This is a genomic window from Echinicola jeungdonensis, assembly GCF_030409905.1.
Lineage (GTDB): Bacteria > Bacteroidota > Bacteroidia > Cytophagales > Cyclobacteriaceae > Echinicola > Echinicola jeungdonensis.
In genome coordinates this window covers 1163635-1186422 of record NZ_JAUFQT010000001.1, presented here as the reverse complement: position 1 = coordinate 1186422, position 22788 = coordinate 1163635, and the positions used below count along the sequence as shown (strand labels likewise).

Genomic DNA, 22788 nt, shown 5'->3' with positions numbered 1-22788 from the left:
TCAATTTCCGGGAGACTTTTTAAAACTCCTTTTACCAAATTAAGATGGTAATTATTTCTTTTTATATCTTCTGTTAAATTTCTCTACCCTACCGGCAGTATCCAAAAGCATTTTCTTACCAGTGTAGAATGGGTGGGAGTTAGAACTTACTTCCACTTTGTAAAGTGGGTACTCTTTTCCGTCTTCCCAAGTAATGGTTTCATTGGTTTCGATGGTGGATTTGGTAAGAAATTTATATTCACTAGAAGTGTCATAAAAAACCACCTCTCTGTAATTTGGATGAATGTCTTTTTTCATGGTAATCCCTATTTATAGTATAATGTCACTTTTTCAAATGGAGGCACAAAGTTATCCTTTTTTGTAAAACGCTCCAAATGTTTATCAATGAATTATTTACCCAATTGTAAATCACTTGTCTTTAATGAGGCAAATATCGGGAAATTTATTGGTTAATAGGAAAATAATTCTTGGATTAAATTCGTAATAGGGTTTTTGGTAAATGGGGAATGAAAAATCTTTTTCTAAAAGGGAAGGATTAAAATGCCAATAAATTTATATTAGTTGCTGTTTAATTGTGTAATAAACTAGCCTGATCCGGATGAAAAAATTTTTATTGATTCCCCAGTTCCTTTTTGGTCTTGTTTTATTTGCCGGCGCACAAAGTGCCTATGTGCCGTACAAGTCTGATTATTACCATTTGATCAACAGGTATGAAATTATCCAAGGGGAATTTACTGACCAATTTCATACTGGATTTAAACCCTATAGGAGGGATCAGGTAGCAGGGTTTGTTGGGGATTTGTTGAGCCAACCCTTGCCATGGGGAAATGTTGACCGGTTCAACCTTGAATATTTGAATACTGACAATTGGGAGTTTGCTGAAGGAGAAACGGCCATGTCCAGGAAACCCTTCCTGAAAAAATTGTACAAAAAGCCATCTGATTTTTATTACTACCACGACGATGTGGTGGATGTACATGTTAATCCGGTTATTTATTTAAGGGGAGGGATAGAATCCGGGGAGGAGGATTTTAATTTTCGCAACACCCGTGGTGTTGCTCTTAGGGGAAGCATTGACCGAAAAGTTGGCTTTTACACCTTTTTGAGTACCAATCAAGTGGTTTTCCCCTCCTGGATTAAAAATTATATCCAGAAAAATGGCGCTGTTCCCGGGGAGGGCTTTTGGAAACCCTACAAAGACAATGGTTATGGCTATTTTTCAGCTACAGGCCATATTACTTTTCCAATTTCTAAACATATTTCTGCCCAGCTCGGTCATGATCGCAATTTTATTGGAGAAGGATACCGGTCAATGATCCTTTCTAGCTTTTCCAACAGCTATATGTTTTTTAAACTGAACACAAAAGTCTGGAAATTTAACTTTACCAATATGTGGGCCCAGTTAAATGCCGATGTAATATTAGATGGAATAGGCCGTCCAACTGATGGGGATTATCCCCAAAAATGGTTTTCCCATCACCGGCTGGGTATTAATCTGGGGAAACGGTTTAATCTTGGCGTTTTTGAATCCATAATGGCCAGTGATTTTGAATGGAGTTATATGAATCCTGTTATTTTTTACCGATGGGTGGAACATCAATTAGGAACTCCGGATAAGGTAATGTTGGGTACGGATTTTAAGTGGAACATGGGCCGGTCCATGCAGTTGTATGGCCAATTTGCCCTGGATGAATTTGTTTTCAAAGAATTTTTTGGGATAGATGGAAAGAATTCCAGAAGGAATAAACATGGAGTTCAGCTAGGTTATAAGTACATCAATGCTTTTCGGGTGTCCAATTTGGATTTGCAGTTGGAATATAACCAAGCCAGGCCTTATACTTATCAGGAAAAATTTGAGCATCAATCATTCACCAATTACCGAACTCCTTTGGCCCATCCTAGGGGAGCCAATTTTAGGGAATTTGTGGGGATATTACGATACCAGCCGGTTCCCAGATTATTTATTAAGGGGACAGGGGTGTTTCATGAATATGGAGCGGACCCAGATGAGGAAACCAATATGGGTGGAGATGTATTGAAAAATAGATTAGAGAATATTGGGGGTTTGGGTTTATTTGGTCATGAAATTGGCCAGGGAGTTTCCAATAAAGTGGCAATGGGAACATTAAATTTTTCCTACATGCTTCGGCACAATTTATTTTTGGAGGCGGCCCATACTTATCGTAAAAGGACGGCTGAGGACCTGGATGCTCCTGAGACAGCTCATTTTACCAGGATGGCTATTAGGCTTAATATCGGTAGGGAAGAATATAATTATTAACTTGCAAGCCTAAATAAAGCTGGAGAGTTAAACACTGATGAAGACATATTTACGCATTTTGGCCTATGCCAGGCCTTTTAAGCGACATTTTCCAATTTATATTATTTATGCATTATTGGCCATTATTTTTGGGCTTTTGAATTTCACCCTTTTAAAGCCCCTGTTTGATGTGATTTTTGAACAGGTAGATCCAGCTACCCTGGATCAATACCTGGAAAAACCTGAATTTTCCCTGACCATCGAATATTTCACTCACCTTTTTAACCATTATTTTATTAAGGTTGCTGAGGAGTTTGGGAAGTTTGGGACTCTTGTTTACGTCTGCATTATCATTGTTATATCGGTATTTTTGGCCAATTTATTCACCTATCTTTCTGGGGTGATTTTGGCCAAAGTCAGGGCCAATGTGATCAAAGGAATGCGGATGCACATTTTTGATCAGGTCAGCAGAATGCATATGGGATATTTTTCCCATGAAAGAAAGGGGGACCTGATGTCCAAAATGACCAATGATGTGCAGGAGGTTGAAAATAGTATTGTGCAATCCCTAAGGGTGGTTTTTAGGGAACCAGTGACCATTATTATTTATTTTGGGGCCTTGTTTTTCATGTCGGTAAAATTGACCCTTTTTACCATATTAATCATTCCCATTTCAGGGGCGATTATCGGTGGCATTACCAAACGGTTAAAGAAAAAAGCGGTGGAAAGTCAAGAATCACTGGGAAGAATTGTCAATATTTTAGATGAAACCATTGGCGGAATGAGGGTGGTAAAGGCTTTTGGTGCCAGGGGCTATGTTTACAGTAAATTTGACCGGGAGACCGATCGTTATTCCCAAGTCAATATCTCCATGTCACGCAGGAATGAATTGGCTTCTCCCATTTCACAGTTTTTAGGGGTTTCAGTGGTTGCCGGGATTTTACTTTACGGAGGTAGCTTGGTCCTCAGCAATAAATCTAATCTGACAGCAAGTGAGTTTTTGGCTTACATTATTATTTTTACCCAAGTCCTGAACCCGGCAAAGGAAATTTCCCGGGCCATGAGCAATATCCAAAGAGGGCTTGCTTCCGCCGATAGGATATTTAAAGTTATCGATACCCAACCGGAGGTCAAAGAGGTGGAATCCCCAACCCGAATAAGTGGATTTAAGGATAGTGTTAGGTTCAATAAGGTTGATTTTGGCTACGATCAACATTTGGTCTTAAAGCAAATTGATTTTACCCTAAACAAAGGAAAAACCATCGCTTTGGTCGGCCCATCTGGAGGGGGGAAATCCACCATTGCAGATCTTTTACCAAGATTTTATGACCCCACCGGAGGTAAAGTTGAGTTGGATGGACTCGACATCAGGGATTATAAAGTGGGGGATTTGCGGAAATTGATAGGGATTGTTACCCAAGAATCTATTCTATTTAATGATTCGGTATTCAATAATATCGCCTTTGGCTTAAGTGACGTTTCAGAGGAACAGGTGGTTGAAGCGGCCAAAATTGCCAATGCCCATGAATTTATAGTTCAGTTGGAAAAAGGTTACCAGACCAATATTGGGGAAAGGGGTAGCAAACTTTCTGGAGGCCAAAGGCAAAGACTGAGTATTGCAAGGGCAGTACTGAAAAATCCACCCATTTTGGTGCTGGATGAAGCAACTTCTGCATTGGACTCTGAATCAGAAAGGTTGGTGCAGGAAGCCCTGACTCATCTTATGAGTAACAGAACTACATTGGTTATTGCCCACCGTTTGAGCACTATTCAGCATGCAGATGAAATTTTGGTAATCCAAAATGGAAAAATTGCGGAAAGGGGAACTCATAAGGCGCTGATCCAACAAGAAGGTTTATATAAGAAACTTTCCTCAATGCAGTCAGTTTAGTATATTAGGTGTATAACTTAATTTTAAAGATATGAAAAAAGTGACAAGCATATTTCAGCTTTTACTCGCGCTATTTTTTGGAGTGGCCTTGGTTTTCTTCCTGGCTTTTGACAGCGTAAGAAATGGTTTTGGCATACAGGAACTAACTGCAGGAAATGTGGTAGTCTGGCTTTTGGTGGGCTTAGTTTTGTTTTTGATTTCGTGGTTTTTCCAATCCATGTATACCAGTAGTCTTAACCGGAAGATAAAAAGGTTAGAACTGGAAAGAAACGAAATCAAAGCCAAATTGTATGATTTGGAGAAAAAGACAGGGATCAATCAAGATAATGAAAACAAATCCAGTCAGGAGGAAGATAGAGAAAGCTCGGTGATAAAGCCCCGCCAAAATTTTAAATAATAGCCTTCGTTTCAGCCTGTTTAAAAAATAGTATATTAGGAAATCTTAAGGTAGATTTCCTTTTTTAATTGGTAATAATTACAGTTAACATGGTAGCAAAAACTTTTGGAAGCTCTGTTTCAGGCGTTGACGCCAAGTTGATTACAATTGAAGTAAATGTTGGGCAAGGGACAAATTTTTATATGGTCGGTTTGCCCGACAGTGCAGTAAAAGAAAGCCAACAAAGGGTGGAATCTGCATTGAAATATTTTGGATTCAGAATGCCCAGGCAAAAGGTTGTGGTCAATTTGGCCCCTGCTGATATTCGAAAAGAAGGTTCATCCTATGACCTCCCAATAGCCCTTGGAATACTTAAAGCCTCAGAGCAGGTGGGATTTCCTGAACTGGAGGAGTATATCATTATGGGTGAGCTTTCTCTGGATGGGCAGTTAAGACCTATTAAAGGGGTATTGCCAATTGCTATTGAAGCGCGGAAAAGAGGATTTAAGGGATTTATCCTTCCTCAGGCTAATGCTTCAGAGGCCTCTATTGTGAATAACCTGGATGTGATAGGGGTGGATTCCTTGGAAGAGGCTATTGGATTTTTGGAAGGTGAAAAAGATATTGCTCCCACAGCATCTGATACCCGGGATATTTTTTACGATTCTTTGGAGGATTACGAATTTGACTTTGCTGATGTCCAGGGACAGGAAAATATTAAAAGGGCTATGGAAATTGCCGCAGCAGGAGGGCATAATGTAGTGATGGTGGGGCCTCCAGGTGCTGGGAAAACGATGATTGCTAAAAGGTTGCCTTCCATTTTGCCACCCTTGACCTTGCAGGAGGCTTTGGAAACAACCAAAATCCACTCTGTTGCAGGTAGATTGGGTAGGGATGCCGCACTGATTGCCCAACGCCCCTACCGGTCTCCTCATCACACCATCAGCGATGTGGCCTTGGTGGGAGGGGGAGGAAACCCTCAGCCTGGGGAAATTTCCCTATCACATCATGGTGTTCTTTTTTTGGATGAATTGCCGGAGTTTAAAAGAACGGTGTTGGAGGTGATGAGACAGCCCTTGGAGGAAAGGCGGGTCACCATTTCCCGGGCAAAGATAACTGTGGATTATCCTGCTAATTTTATGCTGATTGCAAGTATGAACCCCTGCCCTTGCGGGTATTATAATCACCCAGAGAAAGAGTGTGTTTGTGGACCTGGGGTGGTACAGCGGTACTTGAACAAGGTCAGCGGGCCATTATTGGACCGGATAGATATCCATGTGGAGGTTACTCCGGTAAAATTTGAGGAGATGACAGCCACCCGTAAAGCCGAGAACAGTAAATCCATCCGTGAAAGAGTTGTAGTAGGAAGGGAACGTCAGATGAAAAGGTTTGAAGGGGAAAATAATATTTACTGCAATGCTATGATGCCTTCTCATATGGTGAAAGATGTATGCCATATTAATGAAGCTGGAAAGGTTTTGCTTAAAACGGCCATGGAGAAATTGGGGCTTTCAGCCAGAGCTTATGATCGGATACTAAAAGTTTCACGGACCATTGCCGACCTTGCAGAAAGTGAAGACATTAAAGTGGAGCATTTGGCCGAAGCTATCCAGTACAGGAGTTTGGACCGCGAAGCTTGGGCAGGTTAAATAACTGATTTTGAAAAAATAGGAAAATACAGGTATTTTTTTTAAATGTATCTACATCCAAAATAAATAAAAAACCAGAATAATTATATATAATTATTTAGTTGAAAAAAATTGTACTTTTTTTAGGTGATATCTTTGTGATTAGTAAAACTTATGTTTTTCTTTGCAAGCAAAAGTTGTGATCACCCATATAAGTAAACCTCATCCAACTTATTCAACACACTTTTTTAAATAAAGTCAGTTAATAAAATAAGCGGCCACTTTTAATAAGATGGCCGCTTTCTATTTATGCCAACTAGGATAAAGCTTGTTCCCAATCCTCCAACAGATCTTCCAAATGTTCAAGCCCCACAGAGACACGGATCAAATTTGGAGGAGTCGGGGTATTGGGGCCTTCCACAGCAGCCCTTCTTTCAATCAGGCTTTCCACTCCCCCTAAACTGGTTGCATTTGTAAAGTATTTTAGCCGGGAAATTACCCGGTTTGCTTCTTTGGCTCCCCCTTTGATCAAAAATGAAAGGATCCCGCCGAACCCTGACATTTGTTGAAGGGCGATAGTATGGCCTTCATGATTGACCAGCCCTGGGTAATATACCTTTTCAACTTTAGGGTGCTGATCCAAAAATGAAGCTATGATACCGGCATGTTCAGCATGGCCTTTCATCCGGTAAGCCAGGGTTTTCAATGAGCGGGTTAACAAGTAACAATCCCAGGGTGCCATCACGGCTCCACCTATTCTTTGCACTTTTCTAATTTTCCCCCAAAGTTCATTGGGTTCTTTTGTTACCAATATTCCTCCCAAAATGTCACTATGCCCACCCAGGTATTTGGTGGCACTATGCATGACCATATCAGCCCCAAGTTTTAATGGATGTTGAAAAACAGGAGTGGCAAAAGTGTTGTCACAAACAGTGGCAATATTGTTGAATTTGGCGATTGCAGTAAGGACATTAATGGGGCAAATTTTTAATAAAGGATTGGAAGGGGTTTCCATCCAAAGTAATTTGGTATTGGGTTGAATATTATCCTTAAAATTTTCCTGGTTGGCGAGATCGGTAAAAGTGATTTCCAATTTGTCTTCAAAAATTTCTTCCAGTTGAGCCCTTAGCCCATGGTACATATCATCAGGGGCAATGACATGGCTGCCATGAGGTAAAGCTTGGAATACCGACATGGCGGCAGCATTGCCAGATGAAAAGGCTGCTCCTTCGCTTCCCATTTCAATTTTTGCCATCAGGTTTTCCAGTGCCAACCTGTTGGGGTTATTGATCCTGGAATACAACATGGAGCCACCTTGGTGCTCAAAAGTGGTAGAAAGGGTAATGGGCTGTATGACTGGTTTTTGGCTGTCGGTTACCAGGTTGCCCCCATGTATAGCTAAAGTTTCAAATTTCATGGGAAGGGAGTTTTATTGAATAATGAATGATTAAAACCCGCAATTGTACAGCGGGTTTTTTAAAAGTCTTTCAGAATAAGGAAGGTAAAAAAATAGAATTTAATATTTTATCCAGAAATCAAAAAAAGCTGCCTTTAAGAAGTAGGCAGCTTTTGTAAAAATGAGCATTTTTATCTGATCCGGTCCACAGATTTTACCAGCATTTCATCTTTTCTTATAAATCGGTTGGCAATAATGTTAAATACCATTGCCAGTACTATACAATAAAAACCGATCAAAAATGAGCCACTTGCAGTGAGGTTGAGTTCTGCATTAAAGGTATAGGTAAGATAAACAACCAGGCCCAGGTTGATAACCATGACAATGGAATTAATCATATTTAAAAACATCTGTTTGGTCCTGTTTTTAAACTGTGAAAGGCTAAATAGTGCAATCAATGCTGCAACTATGGAAAGGCTGCCCAAATAAAAGGTATTGTTCTGGGTAATGGTTTCCCCGGATTCCATATCTACCTGAGTCAAGCTCCAAGCCGTTAAAGTTATAGTCTGGCTTTGGTCTTCAGTTATTTGGGACCAAATGGGGAAATACGTTGCCAATATCATGGCCACGGCCACTAGGAATAAGAAAATCGTTTGTACGCGCTGTATCATGGTGAAAATTTAAAACTTTTGACAAAGAAACGGGGTAATTTGAATATTCGCAAGGAATAGGCATAATGCACGCTTAAATTCCAATGGAATAGTATCTTTGTGAGTCAGATGGAAACACAACAATACAGGTATTTTCTGGAATTGGCCTATAAGGGGACAGCCTATCATGGATGGCAGATCCAGGCCAATGCAAATTCGGTTCAGGAAGAAATCAATAAGGCATTAAGTACCATACTAAGGGCTCCAATTGAAACAATGGGGAGTGGGAGAACGGATACAGGAGTTCACGGAAAACAACAATTTCTTCACTTTGATTTTCCGGAAATTTTGGATAAGGGGGTATTTCTAAAAAAAGTAAATGCTGTCCTTCCAAAAGATATTGCTATTTATGACCTATTAGAAGTAATTCCAGAAGCCCATGCCCGATTTGATGCCATATGGAGAAGTTATGAATATCACATCTCTTTGCAAAAAAATCCGTTTGAAGAAGAACTGTCTTGGTTGTGTTTTTACCAATTGGATATTGAAAGAATGAACGAAGCTGCCCAATTATTGCTATTGCATAAGGATTTTGAATGTTTCAGCAAAGTTCAAACGGAAGTGAATCATTTCCAATGTGAAATAAAAAGGGCAATTTGGGAACAAAAAGGCCATCATTTGATTTTCCATATTACGGCCAACCGTTTTTTAAGGGGAATGGTCAGGGCCATAGTTGGCACGCTGGTGGAAGTGGGTACCGGAAAGCTTGATTTAGATGGATTTAAAAAAGTTTTGACCAGCAAAGACAGGAGATTGGCTGGATCTGCTGCTCCCGCCCATGGATTATTTCTAAGTTTTGTCCAATATCCTGCAACTATATTTAAAGGAAAGAAATCGTTTTGAGTCTGGATAAAGAAAATATCAAAAGTGGGGATATCATTGATACCCATGTTTTACGCAAACTATATCAATTTGTAAAGCCCTATAAGGGGAGGTTTTACTTTTTGATATTATTGACCATAGCATTGGCAATATTGGCACCCAGTAGGCCTTATTTTATCCAAATTGCCATAGATGATTATGTAGCTCTTGGAGATCAGGAAGGATTGGTGAAGATTATTTATTTATTGGTGGGGTTGTTGGTCCTCCAGGCTTTGGTCCAATGGGCACATACTTTTTTGTCCGGCTGGATAGGACAGGTAATTATCAGGGATATCAGGATAAAACTATATAGGCATCTTCTGAAGATGCGCTTGAAATTTTTTGATAATACTCCAATTGGCCGATTGGTGACCAGAAATATTTCCGATATTGAAACCCTTTCCAATGTTTTCAGTGAAGGGCTTGCCGCCATTATTGGGGATTTGCTTCAATTGGTGACCATATTGGGAGTAATGTTTTATGTGAACTGGAAACTTACGCTGGTAAGTTTGAGCACCCTTCCACTTTTGATCATTTCCACTTATATATTCAAAGAAAAAGTAAAGGTCTCTTTCAATGATGTCCGAAACGCTGTTTCCAATCTAAATTCCTTTTTGCAGGAACATATCACTGGGATGAGCATTGTTCAGATTTTTAACAGGGAAAAACGGGAGTATGAGAAATTTGAAGCCATCAACCGGGACCATAAAAAGGCTAACATTAGATCCGTTTTATATTATTCCATTTATTATCCAGTAGCAGAAATCATTCAGGCCATTGGCATTGGGTTGGTTGTTTGGTACGGGGCCACCGGGGTGTTTGGTCTGGATCTTAAAGTAGGGGTTTTGATTTCCTTTATCATGTACCTGCAGATGTTTTTCCGTCCAGTGCGAATGCTTGCAGACCGCTTTAATACACTTCAAATGGGTGTAGTGAGTTCCTCCAGATTATTTAAAATAATGGATAATGATGAGCATATTCCCAATGAAGGAAAGTTGCAACCTGAAAAAATTAAGGGAAATATTGCCCTTAAAAATGTTTGGTTTGCCTACAATGGTGATGAGTGGGTATTGAGGGATATTAATTTTAAAGTAAAACATGGGGAAACTGTTGCCTTGGTAGGGGCAACAGGTGCAGGAAAGTCCTCAATTATTAACCTGATCAGCCGTTTTTATGATATTAATAAAGGAGTCATCAATATTGACGGGGAGGATATCCGTGATTATGAGTTAAGTACTTTGAGAAAGCACATCGGTGTGGTCCTGCAGGATGTCTTTCTTTTTTCCGACTCCATTTACTACAACATTACCCTGGGTAATAAAGATATCAGCCGGGAACAGGTTATGGAGGCAGCTGAGCTGGTAGGTGCCAAAAAATTTATTGAGAGGTTACCCGGAGGGCTTGATTATAATGTAATGGAAAGAGGGGCTACCCTATCGGTTGGGCAGCGTCAATTAATATCCTTTGTCAGGGCCATGGTATATAATCCTGAAATATTGATTTTGGATGAAGCCACTTCTTCCGTAGATACAGAAACCGAGGAATTGATCCAGGATGCCATCGATAAAATGATGAGGGGAAGGACCTCTATAGTCATCGCCCATAGACTGAGTACTATTCAAAAAGCCAATAACATCATTTTACTCCATAAAGGAGAGGTTAAAGAAATGGGAACCCATGAAGAATTGTTGGATAAAGAGGGGTATTATTCCCAGTTACATCAAATGCAAAAAAAGTCCATGGTGAGCTAAATAAAAATGCTGTATCAAGTATGGATTTCATTAAGCAATAGTGCGTATTTTTGCCTCGTTAAAAAGCTATAAACCATCTATCATTTATGAAAAAATTGCTGCTCTTTGTAATGCTGAGCTTGCCATTACTGGCTTATTCCCAGGAACGATCCATTGGGTTACGGTTGGGAGAACCCTTAGGCGTGACCTATAAGATGTTTGTGGACGAAAATTTTTCCCTTGAGGGAATTGTAGGAAGGGGGAGTTCAAATAGTACCGCTTATTACCGCAGGGTTTTTGAAAGTAACAAACCTACCCCAGGGGCTTTTTATATGGGCAACAGTGCTGGTGGTGCCTTGTCACTCCACGGAAGGGTGGCTTATAATGAGGATGTAACCCCTGAATTTGACATTACAGAAGGAAAGCTTTTGGCTTATGGAGGAGCTGGGTTCCAATTGCGAAGTGTAAATGTAGAGTATGTTTACCGGGAAACCGGGGAGACCACTCCTTTATATGAAAGTAGGAATAATTTTGATTTTGGCCCTGAAGCCTATGGGGGAGTGGAATACTACTTGGAAGACTACCCTGTAAATATATTTGCGGAAATTGGATTGTTTATGGAAGTGGTGGATCGCCCAGGCCATGTCAAACTCCAGGGGGAATAGGAGCCAGGTATATCTTTTAATTAATATGAAAAAAGCAATAATTGCCATCCTAATAGTAGGATTTGCCGGTTTAGTGGCTTTTTATTATTTGGGAGGTTTTAATCCGGTAAATTATACGGTAAAACCTTTGGAGGAGATAAAGCTATATGGTTTGACCTATAGGGGAACGCCCCAGGATAAAGGCTTGAAGACTTCCTTTCAGGAGGTGGAAGCTGTTCTGGAAAGAAATCCCAAAGCCACCATGCATACCATTTATAAAATAGAACCGGCTGGAAAATTGGATACCATGCAGGTTTTTGTAGGGCTGGACTACTGGGGAAGTGAAAGTGATTCCGCCTGGGAATTAGTGGAAATAAAGGCCGATAAGGCTATTATTGCCACTGTTACAGGTCACCGTTTTGTAATGTCCAGACCTAAGAAAATAAAAAAGGATATTGAAGATTATGCTGAAAATAAAGGCTTGAATACCCAGGGTATTTATATTGATCGTTTGTTAGCGGAGGATTCTGTAGAAGTAATTGCACCGCTTGAAAAATAGAATTTAGGCGGGGCAAGTTTTTTTATTAATTTTTGGTATGATTTTAGTTATTTAGTTGATTGAAGAATAAAATATGTAATAAAGGAACTCCCTAATAAAATTGGGGAAAGCCTTTCAAAAAGATTGATTTTCATTATAAACCCACCTGTTATGAAGAAGTTGATTGTATTTGTTTTTGTAGCTATCGTAATGGCCTTTCAGGGATGTGAAGGCCCTGTAGGTCCGCAGGGACCCGAAGGTCCTCCAGGTGAAGATGGTGGGATTTTCGTTGGAAGTGCATTTGAAATAGAAGTTGACTTCAATGAAGGCAATAATTATGAGCTGATTGAGGAATACGGATTTGATGTATTCCCTTATGATGTAACATTAGTCTATATCAAATGGTCTCCTGCGGGAGAGGACCCTATTTGGCGATTGATTCCTCAAAATATTTATTTTGAAGAAGGGGTATTGCAATACAATTTTGATTTTACTGATTTGGATGTCAGGATATTTTTAGATGGAACCATTGATTTTGCCATATTAGGTGATGAATGGACCCAAAATCAGGTTTTTAGAGTAATAGTAGTGCCTGCAGACAATGTGGACGCCAGAATGGACTTCCAGAACTATGAAGCCGTAACCAAAATGCTTGGCCTTACAGATGAAGACTTCGTTAGAAGAAATTAATCAATAATTAGATAATTGATTCAAAAGCCATCCTTCAAAAATGGGATGGCTTTTTTGCGTCATCTCTAATCCATTTGCCTCATCCATTGCGTATTATTGAATCTCATCAATTATCTTTGCCCCATGCAATTGAAAAATGATTTATTATTAAGAGCTGCCCGAGGTGAACAAGTTGAAAGAACGCCGGTTTGGTTGATGCGCCAGGCAGGCAGGATTTTGCCTGAATATCGGGAAGTACGAAATAGTGTAAGTGGATTTATTGAATTGGCCCAAACCCCAGAGTTGGCTGCTGAAGTGACTATCCAGCCAGTTGATATTTTGGGTGTGGATGCGGCCATCATTTTTTCGGATATTTTGGTAATCCCTGAAGCCATGGGCCTTCCTTATGAAATGGTCGAAAAAAAGGGGCCTCGGTTCCCTGAGACCATTCGGAAAGTATCCGACCTTAATAAAATTAAGGTGGCCAATGTTGAGGAGGATCTGGGCTATGTGCTTGAAGCCATAAAAATTACCAAAAAAGAATTGGATGGAAGAGTGCCATTAATCGGGTTTGCCGGAGCTCCCTGGACCATTTTTGCCTATATGGTGGAGGGAGCAGGTAGCAAAACCTTCTCCAAAGCAAGGGCAATGCTATATACTGAGCCGGAAGCTGCCCATCAACTGCTGGGTATGATCACCCAGTCCACTATCAAATACCTAAAAGCACAAATTGCAGCAGGTGCGGATATTGTCCAGGTTTTTGATAGCTGGGCGGGAATTTTGCCGCCAGATCAATACCGGGAATTTTCCTTGAAATATATTTCACAAATATGTGATGCCATTAATGAAGTTCCTGTTACCGTATTTGCCAAAGGTGCTTTCTTTGCCCGAAAGGATATGGGGGACTTAAACTGTGAAACCATTGGTTTAGATTGGAATATGGGAATCGAAGAGTCCAGGAGATTGGTCGGTCCAAATAAAACCTTACAAGGAAACCTTGATCCTGCAGTACTATATGGATCCGCTAAGCAAATAGAAGCTGCCACAAAAAGAATGTTGGATCAGTTTGGTAGCGGAAGGCATATTGCCAACCTTGGGCATGGGGTTTACCCTGACACCAATGCTGAAAAAGTAAAGGTATTTGTAGAAACTGTAAAGGCTTACAGTGCTAAATTAAGAACAGAAAAAGTTTAAATAGGGGGGAGATGAGGGAAATAAGATATCAGTGGCCTATCTAATATCTTATTTCTCCCATCTCACTTCTTTATTACGGGATCTCCCACTTTTACCTGGCCGGTGGACAAGGCAATCAAGTTTTGCCCAAAAAGCACTTTTTGATCTTTGGTGCGATAAGTGGCTAATGTTTTTAAGGGTTCCTTTCCCTTTATTCCAGTATTTTGGTCCACCGTAGTCAGTATACACCGGGCGCAAGGTTTGGCTACCTTAAACTTGCAGTCCCCAATGGCGACTTCTTTCCAAGTATCTTCCTCAAAAGGCTCAGCCCCTGAAAATACCATGTTGGGCCTGAAACGCTCCATGGGTACAGGTTTTCCTAACTTTGAATTCAGGTCATCGAGGCTGGCCTGGCCAATCAGCAAATAAGGCATGGCATCAGCAAAACCTACAGTTTCCCCATTTACTGCATAATCTGGATCCACCTTCCTTTGGATGAAATCAGGCATAAAAACCAATTGGCAGGGCTGTCCTAAAAACTCAGAAAACCATTGGTTGGCAGTTGGGCTGACAATTTGGCCTTCGACTTTATCGCTCCAGACGGTGACAGGAATAAAATGCTGTGTTTCCGGTTCTAAAGGGATTTGGAGGGACAATTCGGGCTTTTGTTTATGGAATACAACTACCCCCTTTTCTCTTAATTGTACTTGCAAAAGGGCCATTTTATGAATGGTCCTTTGGGTCAAAAACTGGCCGTTTTCATCCACAAGCATCCATCTGCGATCCCACTGAAATCCCTTAATGCCAACCTGAGTCTGTTCCAAACGGATGCCTCCCAGAGATTTTATTGGATATATATATATGTCCTGAAGTTTCATGCTGAATAGTTTTCCCTATTTGGACCCAAAAATAAATAATAAAGGTCAAAAATGTTAATTGGTGGAATTTCCCAACTGGAGTTTTGTTGGGCTTAGCTTTCCGGATTGGGATGAAAGAAATCCCTGCCTTATGGAATAAATGTCCAAGAGTTGAAGGACGCCATAAATTATCCTGAAAAATTTATTGTTATAGGGACATTAATAATCATTGGAGTGGCAGCGGAAGTTTTTTATTTGTCCATAGAGGGATGAGAGGAGGCCCTAATAATCTTCTTTTTTTGCCAGTAAAAATAAGAATTGGCAGTTTTTTCCTTGGTGCAATTTGAGGAAGTGTCATAAATTCTGCCAATCTGGCACGGAAAAGGCGAAGAAACTACTTGGCACATGAGTTGATAACTATGATTTCGAGTAATCAATTGGAAACAGCAAAAGAAATATAATAAACGTTATGGGAAAAATTATTGGTATAGACTTGGGTACCACAAACTCCTGCGTTGCCGTAATGGAGGGTAACGAGCCAGTGGTAATCCAAAACAGTGAAGGAAGAAGAACGACGCCATCAATTGTTGCATTTTTGGACAATGGAAATGGTGAGCGAAAAGTAGGGGATCCAGCCAAGAGACAAGCGATCACCAACCCTGCCAATACCGTTTCTTCCGTAAAGAGATTCATGGGGAAAAAATTCTCTGAGGTTTCTGATGAGAAAAAACATGCATCTTATAAGGTAGATCAAGGGGCTAACGATACGGTAGTCATCAAAATCGGTGAACGTTCCTATACAGCTCAGGAGCTTTCTGCTATGATTCTTCAAAAAATGAAGACCACAGCAGAAGACTTCTTGGGACAAGAAGTTACTGAAGCAGTGATTACAGTACCAGCTTATTTTAATGATGCAGAACGTCAAGCGACTAAGGAAGCAGGACAAATTGCCGGGTTGGATGTGAAGAGAATCATCAATGAGCCTACAGCTGCAGCGTTGGCTTATGGTATGGATAAGAAAAACCAGGATATGAAAATCGCAGTGTATGACCTTGGAGGTGGTACCTTTGACATTTCTATTCTTGAGTTAGGTGATGGTGTATTTGAAGTAAAATCAACCAATGGTGATGTTCACTTGGGTGGTGATGACTTTGACCAGGTAATCATTGACTGGCTGGCTGATGAATTTAAATCAGAGGAAGATATCAATCTGAAGGATGATCCAATGGCGCTTCAAAGGCTAAAAGAAGCTGCTGAGAAAGCCAAAATTGAATTGTCAAGCTCTTCTTCTACAGAAATCAACCTGCCTTATATCACTGCTACCCAATCAGGACCTAAGCACTTGGTAAGAAATTTGTCAAGAGCGAAGTTTGAACAACTGTCAGAAGGTCTGGTGAAACGATCTATGGAGCCTTGCCAAAAAGCCTTGTCAGATGCAGGTTTGTCTGCAGGTGATATTGATGAGGTAATCTTGGTAGGTGGTTCTACCCGTATTCCAAAAATTCAGGAAGAAGTAGAGAAATTCTTCGGTAAGAAACCTTCCAAAGGTGTGAACCCTGATGAGGTTGTAGCCATTGGTGCTGCCATCCAAGGTGGGGTGTTGACTGGAGAAGTGAAAGATGTATTGTTGTTGGATGTGACACCACTTTCTTTGGGTATTGAAACTATGGGAGGTGTATTCACCAAACTCATTGAAGCCAATACGACCATCCCTTCCAAAAAGTCAGAGGTGTTCTCTACAGCTGCTGATAACCAACCTGCAGTGGATATCCACGTATTGCAAGGTGAAAGGCCATTGGCCAAAGACAACAGAAGTATCGGAAGGTTCCAGTTGAGCGATATTCCGCCTGCACCGAGAGGAGTTCCTCAAATTGAAGTGACTTTCGATATTGATGCCAACGGTATCCTTCATGTTTCCGCCAAAGACAAAGGAACCGGTAAAGAGCAGAAAATTAAGATCGAATCTTCTTCCGGATTGTCAGAAGAAGAAATCGAAAAAATGAAGAAGGAAGCAGAAGCTAATGCTGCTGCCGATAAAGAAGAAAAAGAGAAAATTGAGAAGCTTAACCAAGCAGATAGCTTGATTTTCCAAACTGAAAAGCAATTGAAGGAGTTTGGTGACAAACTTTCTGATGGAAACAAAACTACCATCAATGGTGCTTTGGAAAAACTAAAAGAAGCTCATAAATCACAAAACCTTGCCGAAATCACTCCTGCAATTGAGGAGTTGAACAAAGCTTGGGAAGCAGCCTCTACTGAAATGTACAATGCCACTCAAGGAGAAGGCGCTGCAGGTGCCGGCGCTGCAGGAGGTGGACAAGCTTCTGGAGATCAAGCTTCCGGTTCTTCCGGAGACGGTGTATCCGACGTGGATTATGAAGAAGTAAACGAAGAAGATAAAAAATAATTTTCTTCGGGATCTTCTTAGCAATACAAAGGCATCTCGGTGACGGGATGCCTTTTTCTATTAATAAGACAAGGTAAATTTTTCAGGCCATTTAAGCCAAGAATATTATGAGGATATCAGAAGATAACAAACTGAAAAAACTGTTAGTGGTCGGAGACCGGGTTCTGATCAAACCCAAAAAGGCCAATGATAAGACTTCCAGCGGGCTATATCTTCCTCCGGGAGTTCAGGAAAAGGAAAAAGTCCAGCAAGGGTATATTATCAAAGCAGGGCCTGGTTATCCCATTCCGGTTCCTGTGGAAGATGATGAACCTTGGAAGGAAAAAGATGAAAGCATCAAATATGTGCCTTTGCAGGCAAAAGAGGGTGATCTGGCAATATTTTTACTGACAGGTGCCCATGAGGTGATTTATGAAGGGGAAAAATATTTTATTGTTTCCCAAAACGCCATTTTGATGTTGGAAAGAGAAGAGGAGCTTTAAGGCTCCTTTTTTATTGATGGAGAAATGCTTCAGACTAAGGTGACTTCAATGCCTTTGTCCTCCAACTGATGAAAAATATGAGTGGAAAGCTTCTGGTCCGTGATAATCTGGTCGATATCCTCCACCAGTTCACAAATTTTCCCGAAGCTCCTTTTATTAAACTTACTGGAATCTGCCAGAATGATGGTCTTTTGTACAGAGCGGATCATCCGGGAACTGAGGTGTGCTTCCATTAGATTGGAAGTGGACAGGCCATACTCCAAGCTGATTCCATCTGCACTAAGAAATAATTTGTTACAGGCGAAATGACGCATCATCTCTACTGCATGAGGCCCCAGCACCGATGCATTTCTCCTCCTTACCAATCCCCCCAACTGAACAATTTCAATTTTAGGTTTGCTGATAAGTTCCATGGAAATGTCCATTGCTGCAGATAATACGGTCAATTGGAAATTTTTTGGAATGGCCTGGGCAAATGCCAAAATTGTAGTTCCTGCACCCAGAATAATGGCATCATCTTCATTTAGAAAATGGATGGCTCTTTGGGCAATTTTTTGTTTTTCCTCAATATTGACTATCTCATTCCCAAGAAAAGGGGTGTCATTGAAATTTGACAGGGTTGAATTATACCCCATTTGGGGAAAATGGAATAAACCCAGTTCCTCCAATTTTTTTAAATCCTTTCGGATGGTTCTGGTAGAAACGTCAAAAAGCTTGGCCAATTCTTCTTCATCAAGATGACCTCCATTTTGTAATCTTTCAAGTATTAGATGTTGACGTTCAGTAGTATTCATGTTGATACTGAAAATAATAATTTCTTTTATTAAAATGACGAGGTCCATTGAATTAATCCATTTTTAATCCCAAATTTTCTTAAAATCTCATTTTATATTACTTTATATATCAATTTGTGACCAAATGGATAGGGAGGATAACTTAAGGCGATTGGCAGCTCAAAAGGAGGCTTGGGATATTGCCGTCATTGGTGGTGGGGCTTCCGGGTTAGGTGTGGCCTTAGATGCACTTTCCAGAGGGTTGAAAGTGGTGCTTTTTGAAGAATCAGATTTTGCCAAGGGGACTTCCAGCCGAAGTACCAAATTGGTGCATGGCGGAGTCAGGTACTTGGCCCAAGGAGATGTTTTTTTGGTCTGGGAAGCATTGAGGGAGCGGGGAAGGCTTTTAAAAAATGCTCCCCATTTGACAAAAGTTCAGGCTTTTATTATTCCAATTTATTCCTGGAGGGCTAAAATAAGGTATTATTTGGGGCTGAAAATTTATGATTGGATGTCTGGAAGTTTGAGTTTGGGGAGTTCCCATTTCATTTCCAAAGAGGAAACCATCCAAAAAATTTCAAATATTAAGAAAGAGGGCCTGCTTGGGGGAATAGTATATTATGATGGTGAATTTGACGATGCCCGACTGGCCTTAAATATTGCCCAAACTTGTGATAGCCTTGGGGGCTGTGTACTGAACTATTATAAAATCACAGGCTTGATCAAAAACAAGGAAGGGGAAATAATTGGTTTGAAAGGTAAAGACCAGGTAAACCAACAAACTTTTTTAACCAAAGCTAAAATGGTGGTGAATGCCACAGGGATTTTTGTGGATAAAATTATTAAATTGGATCAAATGGAAATGAAAGCTCGGATTCGGCCAAGTCAGGGGATTCATTTGGTTTTGGATCCATCATTTTTGGGAGGAAAAGATGCTATTTTGATTCCCAAAACTAAGGATGGTAGGGTGCTGTTTATTGTTCCCTGGCAGGGGAAGTTGATTGTAGGTACTACAGATACTATAAGGAAGAAAGCCAGATTGGAGCCAGAGGCCCTTTCCAGGGAAATTGATTTCATTCTCCATAGTGCTGGAATGTATTTGGAAAGGACGCCAACCAGAAGAGATGTCCTTTCGGTTTTTGCGGGAATGCGGCCATTGGCTGCACCACAGGAACCAAATGCCAAATCAAAGGAAATATCCAGGCACCATAAAATTTGGGTTTCATCCTCCAAATTGGTGACCCTTACTGGGGGAAAATGGACTACTTTCCGAAAAATGGGAGAAGATACCGTGGATTATTTTAAAAAAATAACCGGTACCAGTCCGGGGGAAAGTACCTCCAGCAAAATCAAAATTTGGGGATATACCCATCGACAATTGCCTGGGCATTTGGGGGGGTATGGAATAAAGGCCACCAGTATCCAAAAGTTGATAAAAGATAGCCCTGAATTAGGGGAAAAACTTCACCCCCAATACCCCTTTACTTTTGCAGAAGTAATTTGGGCAATAAGGGAGGAAATGGCCATAAAATTGGAGGATATCCTTTCCCGCAGGATAAGGCTTTTGATCCTGGACGCCAAAGCTGCCCTCGAAGCAGCTCCAAAAGTGGCTGAAGTGATGGCAGCTGAAATAGGCCTGGAAGATTCCTGGGTGAAAGAAGAACTTGAAGATTTTAATAAGATAGCCAAGAAATATTTCATTAAAGTCAAAAAATATGACCCAAATTAACGATTACATTTTAGCCTTAGACCAAGGAACGACAAGTTCGAGAGCAATACTATTTGATAAAAAGGGACAAGCGGTAGCCAAAGCCCATAAAAACTTCAAACAATATTTTCCCAAATCAGGTTGGGTGGAACATGACCCTGTGGAAATTTGGACCTCACAGGCATCGGTAATTTTGGAGGTGATTACCTTGGCCGAGATTCGCCCATCCCAGATTGCCGCATTAGGGATCACCAATCAACGAGAAACAACCATCCTTTGGGACAGAAATACGGGAAAGCCTCTTTATCCAGCCATTGTATGGCAAGATAGGAGGAATTCAGGGTACTGTAATGAACTTAAAAAACAAGGGCTTTCGGAAAAGATCAATGAAAAAACCGGTCTTGTAATCGATGCTTATTTTTCGGCTACAAAAATCAAATGGATACTGGATAAAGTGGATGGGGCAAGGGTCAAAGCAGAAAAAGGGGATATCTGCTTTGGAACGGTAGATAGTTGGTTGATTTGGAAATTAAGTAATGGCAAAGAGCATATTACCGATATTACCAATGCCAGTAGGACAATGCTTTTCAATATCCATGAAAAACGGTGGGACGATGAGCTCTTGGAACTATTTGATATACCAAAATCTATTTTGCCCCAAGTTAAATCCAGCTCAGAAATTTATTGTGAAACCGCAGGTGATATCCTGTCGGCTAAAATACCTGTAGCCGGGATTGCCGGAGACCAGCAAGCTGCATTATTTGGTCAATTATGTGTCCAGCAAGGGATGGCAAAAACCACATACGGTACAGGTTGTTTCTTGGTAATGAACACAGGAGATAAACCAGTGAAATCCGAAAATCAATTGCTCACAACAGTAGCCTGGCAAATTGGGGATGAGGTGCAATACGCTTTGGAAGGAAGTGTTTTTGTTGGTGGGTCAGCTATCCAATGGTTGAGGGATGAGGTTGGCTTATTTGGCCATTCCTCCGAAAGTGAAGATTTGGCCACCAGCATTCCTGACAATGATGGAGTATATTTTGTTCCGGCACTTACTGGGCTTGGAGCTCCCTATTGGGACCAGGAAGCCCGGGGGACATTCTTTGGTTTGACCCGCGGAACTACCAAAGCACATCTGGTTAGGGCTGGCTTGGAGGCTATTGCTTTTCAGGTTTATGATGTTTTAAAAGCTATGGAAAGAGATTCGAATGAAAGGACCTTAGAATTAAGAGTGGATGGGGGAGCTTCCAGGAATAACTTTTTGATGCAGTTTCAGGCTGACCTTATCAGGGGGGCCATTAGAAAACCTAAATATACAGAAACTACCGCATTAGGGGCAGCCTATCTGGCAGGTCTTGCCATAGGCTATTGGGATAGCATTGAGGAACTGGAAGGCCTCTGGGGGGAAGGAGCCGCCTTTTATCCCCAAATGGATCAAAAGATAAGGGAAAAGAAATTGCACTATTGGCACAAGGCGGTAGAGCGATCCAGGGAATGGATTGAGGAGGATAACCCCTTATGATTTTTCTTTGGAATCCATCTTGGTTTTGAATTAGGCATGATGAATGTTTATATCGCAGAATTTATTGGTACCGCTTTGTTGCTGACTCTTGGATCAGGGGTGGTTGCCAATGTGGTGTTGAACAAAACCAAAGGAAAATCCAGTGGTTGGATTGTCATTACAACGGGGTGGGCATTATCGGTATTTATTGCTGTTGTTGTGTCTGGGCCTTATAGTGGTGCCCATATCAATCCAGCAGTGAGTCTGGGTTTGGCATTGGCCGGGGTTTTCAGCTGGGAATTGGTGCCAGGTTATATCCTTGCCCAAGTCTTGGGAGCAGGATTTGGGTCATTTTTGGCTTGGCTGGTTTATTGGGACCATTTCAAGGAAACAGATGACCCTGTTTTAAAATTTGTCCCCTTTGCCACCATGCCAGCCATTAGGAATTACTGGGCTAATTTTTTATCTGAGGTGATTGGTACTTTTGTGTTGATTTTTGTGATCCTCTATTCAACAGAAGCTTCTTTGGCCGATGAACATAACACGCCCATTGGTTTGGGTTCTCTTGGGGCTTTGCCAGTTGCCTTGTTGGTTTGGGTAATAGGTTTGTCTTTAGGAGGGACTACTGGTTATGCCATAAACCCAGCCAGGGATTTTGGCCCCAGGTTAATGCATCAAATCCTGCCAATTAAAGGTAAGGGGAGTAGTGATTGGGAATACAGTTGGGTTCCAGTTTTAGGCCCATTTGCAGGAGCCTCTTTGGCGGCATTACTGTATTTAACCCTGGGGTCCAAATAAAAAAAGCGAACCGGTTAGGGTTCGCTTAAGTATGTTCTTTTGAGAAAAGATTAATCCAAGACTTTTTCGGCCAATAGGATAATCTCGTTATCTCTTACTTCAACAACACCTCCATCAACTGTCATGGATTTTTTCTCATCGTGGGTTTGGAAGGATACCAAGCCTTTGTCCAGCACAGCTATAAGCGGGGCGTGATTTTTCAATACCTGAAAAGCACCAGAAGCCCCAGGAAAGCTTGCTTCGGAAACTTCTCCTCGGAATACCTTTTTATCCGGTGTGATTATTTCTAGATGCATTTTGATGCGTATTTAGTGTTAAAATCCCAACACTCTTTCTCCTGTTGGAGCTGAAAAGTGTTGAGATTTATTTTCCTCATAAGGAATGAG

General features: G+C 40.9%; 21 protein-coding genes. 15 read left to right on the top strand and 6 right to left on the bottom strand.

What is annotated here, in order from left to right:
* Positions 1-51 precede the first annotated feature (51 nt).
* A complete protein-coding gene (locus QWY93_RS05045) occupies positions 52-297 on the bottom strand; it encodes a type B 50S ribosomal protein L31 (RefSeq protein ID WP_290247084.1) in 246 nt (81 codons plus the stop codon).
* A 301-nt stretch (positions 298-598) separates the two neighbouring features.
* Between QWY93_RS05045 and QWY93_RS05040 the strand changes: the two genes are divergently transcribed.
* From QWY93_RS05040 to QWY93_RS05025, 4 genes are all read left to right on the top strand, one after another.
* On the top strand, positions 599-2281 hold the full coding sequence (locus tag QWY93_RS05040) for a hypothetical protein (RefSeq protein ID WP_290247083.1): 1683 nt from the start codon (positions 599-601) through the stop codon (positions 2279-2281).
* Between the two features lie 37 nt (positions 2282-2318).
* Positions 2319-4151 (top strand): ABC transporter ATP-binding protein, encoded by a 1833-nt coding sequence (locus tag QWY93_RS05035; protein WP_290247082.1) that lies wholly within the window; start codon positions 2319-2321, stop codon positions 4149-4151.
* Between the two features lie 31 nt (positions 4152-4182).
* Positions 4183-4548: a hypothetical protein gene (locus QWY93_RS05030; protein WP_290247081.1), complete on the top strand. Its 366-nt coding sequence runs from the start codon at positions 4183-4185 to the stop codon at positions 4546-4548.
* Positions 4549-4637: 89 nt separating this feature from the next.
* Positions 4638-6176 (top strand): YifB family Mg chelatase-like AAA ATPase, encoded by a 1539-nt coding sequence (locus QWY93_RS05025; RefSeq protein ID WP_290247080.1) that lies wholly within the window; start codon positions 4638-4640, stop codon positions 6174-6176.
* A gap of 295 nt (positions 6177-6471) precedes the next feature.
* Here QWY93_RS05025 and QWY93_RS05020 read toward each other — a convergent pair whose 3' ends face one another.
* The gene (locus QWY93_RS05020) at positions 6472-7572 is read right to left on the bottom strand and encodes a trans-sulfuration enzyme family protein (protein WP_290247079.1); all 1101 of its coding nucleotides are present in this window, start codon (positions 7570-7572) and stop codon (positions 6472-6474) included.
* A 170-nt stretch (positions 7573-7742) separates the two neighbouring features.
* Entirely contained in the window at positions 7743-8222 is a 480-nt protein-coding gene (locus QWY93_RS05015) for a DUF4293 domain-containing protein (RefSeq protein WP_290247078.1), read from the bottom strand.
* A 108-nt stretch (positions 8223-8330) separates the two neighbouring features.
* Between QWY93_RS05015 and truA the strand changes: the two genes are divergently transcribed.
* The 6 genes from truA to hemE all read left to right on the top strand — a co-directional run bounded on the left by truA (position 8331) and on the right by hemE (position 13897).
* On the top strand, positions 8331-9104 hold the full coding sequence (truA, locus tag QWY93_RS05010) for a tRNA pseudouridine(38-40) synthase TruA (RefSeq protein WP_290247077.1): 774 nt from the start codon (positions 8331-8333) through the stop codon (positions 9102-9104).
* The gene (locus tag QWY93_RS05005) at positions 9101-10873 is read left to right on the top strand and encodes an ABC transporter ATP-binding protein (RefSeq protein ID WP_290247076.1); all 1773 of its coding nucleotides are present in this window, start codon (positions 9101-9103) and stop codon (positions 10871-10873) included. Before truA ends, QWY93_RS05005 begins: the two co-directional genes overlap by 4 nt.
* A gap of 86 nt (positions 10874-10959) precedes the next feature.
* The gene (locus QWY93_RS05000) at positions 10960-11517 is read left to right on the top strand and encodes a hypothetical protein (protein ID WP_353959620.1); all 558 of its coding nucleotides are present in this window, start codon (positions 10960-10962) and stop codon (positions 11515-11517) included.
* A gap of 25 nt (positions 11518-11542) precedes the next feature.
* Entirely contained in the window at positions 11543-12055 is a 513-nt protein-coding gene (locus QWY93_RS04995; RefSeq protein ID WP_290247075.1) for a hypothetical protein, read from the top strand.
* 150 nt (positions 12056-12205) lie between these two features.
* The gene (locus QWY93_RS04990; protein ID WP_290247074.1) at positions 12206-12724 is read left to right on the top strand and encodes a hypothetical protein; all 519 of its coding nucleotides are present in this window, start codon (positions 12206-12208) and stop codon (positions 12722-12724) included.
* Between the two features lie 123 nt (positions 12725-12847).
* Positions 12848-13897, top strand: coding sequence for a uroporphyrinogen decarboxylase (gene hemE, locus QWY93_RS04985; RefSeq protein WP_290247073.1), 1050 nt, complete (start codon positions 12848-12850; stop codon positions 13895-13897).
* Positions 13898-13959: 62 nt separating this feature from the next.
* On the opposite strand, the gene QWY93_RS04980 is transcribed toward hemE, so the two are convergent.
* On the bottom strand, positions 13960-14754 hold the full coding sequence (locus QWY93_RS04980) for an MOSC domain-containing protein (protein ID WP_290247072.1): 795 nt from the start codon (positions 14752-14754) through the stop codon (positions 13960-13962).
* Positions 14755-15202: 448 nt separating this feature from the next.
* On the opposite strand from QWY93_RS04980, the gene dnaK reads away from it, so the two are divergent.
* Together dnaK and QWY93_RS04970 are read left to right on the top strand one after the other, a co-directional pair.
* On the top strand, positions 15203-17140 hold the full coding sequence (gene dnaK / locus QWY93_RS04975) for a molecular chaperone DnaK (RefSeq protein WP_290247071.1): 1938 nt from the start codon (positions 15203-15205) through the stop codon (positions 17138-17140).
* A gap of 107 nt (positions 17141-17247) precedes the next feature.
* Complete coding sequence (locus QWY93_RS04970; protein WP_290247070.1) at positions 17248-17622, top strand: co-chaperone GroES; 375 nt, start codon at positions 17248-17250, stop codon at positions 17620-17622.
* 29 nt (positions 17623-17651) lie between these two features.
* Here QWY93_RS04970 and QWY93_RS04965 read toward each other — a convergent pair whose 3' ends face one another.
* The gene (locus QWY93_RS04965) at positions 17652-18464 is read right to left on the bottom strand and encodes a DeoR/GlpR family DNA-binding transcription regulator (RefSeq protein ID WP_290247069.1); all 813 of its coding nucleotides are present in this window, start codon (positions 18462-18464) and stop codon (positions 17652-17654) included.
* Positions 18465-18540: 76 nt separating this feature from the next.
* Between QWY93_RS04965 and QWY93_RS04960 the strand changes: the two genes are divergently transcribed.
* Genes QWY93_RS04960 through QWY93_RS04950 form a run of 3 tightly spaced genes read left to right on the top strand, consistent with a single transcriptional unit; the run spans position 18541 to position 22402 of the window.
* Positions 18541-20124: a glycerol-3-phosphate dehydrogenase/oxidase gene (locus QWY93_RS04960; RefSeq protein ID WP_290247068.1), complete on the top strand. Its 1584-nt coding sequence runs from the start codon at positions 18541-18543 to the stop codon at positions 20122-20124.
* On the top strand, positions 20111-21625 hold the full coding sequence (gene glpK, locus QWY93_RS04955) for a glycerol kinase GlpK (protein ID WP_290247067.1): 1515 nt from the start codon (positions 20111-20113) through the stop codon (positions 21623-21625). The genes QWY93_RS04960 and glpK overlap by 14 nt, the downstream gene beginning before the upstream one ends.
* A gap of 39 nt (positions 21626-21664) precedes the next feature.
* Complete coding sequence (locus tag QWY93_RS04950) at positions 21665-22402, top strand: MIP/aquaporin family protein (RefSeq protein WP_290248826.1); 738 nt, start codon at positions 21665-21667, stop codon at positions 22400-22402.
* A gap of 50 nt (positions 22403-22452) precedes the next feature.
* Here QWY93_RS04950 and atpC read toward each other — a convergent pair whose 3' ends face one another.
* Positions 22453-22698, bottom strand: a complete 246-nt coding sequence (gene atpC / locus QWY93_RS04945) for an ATP synthase F1 subunit epsilon (protein ID WP_290247066.1) — start codon at positions 22696-22698, stop codon at positions 22453-22455.
* Positions 22699-22788 lie beyond the last annotated feature (90 nt).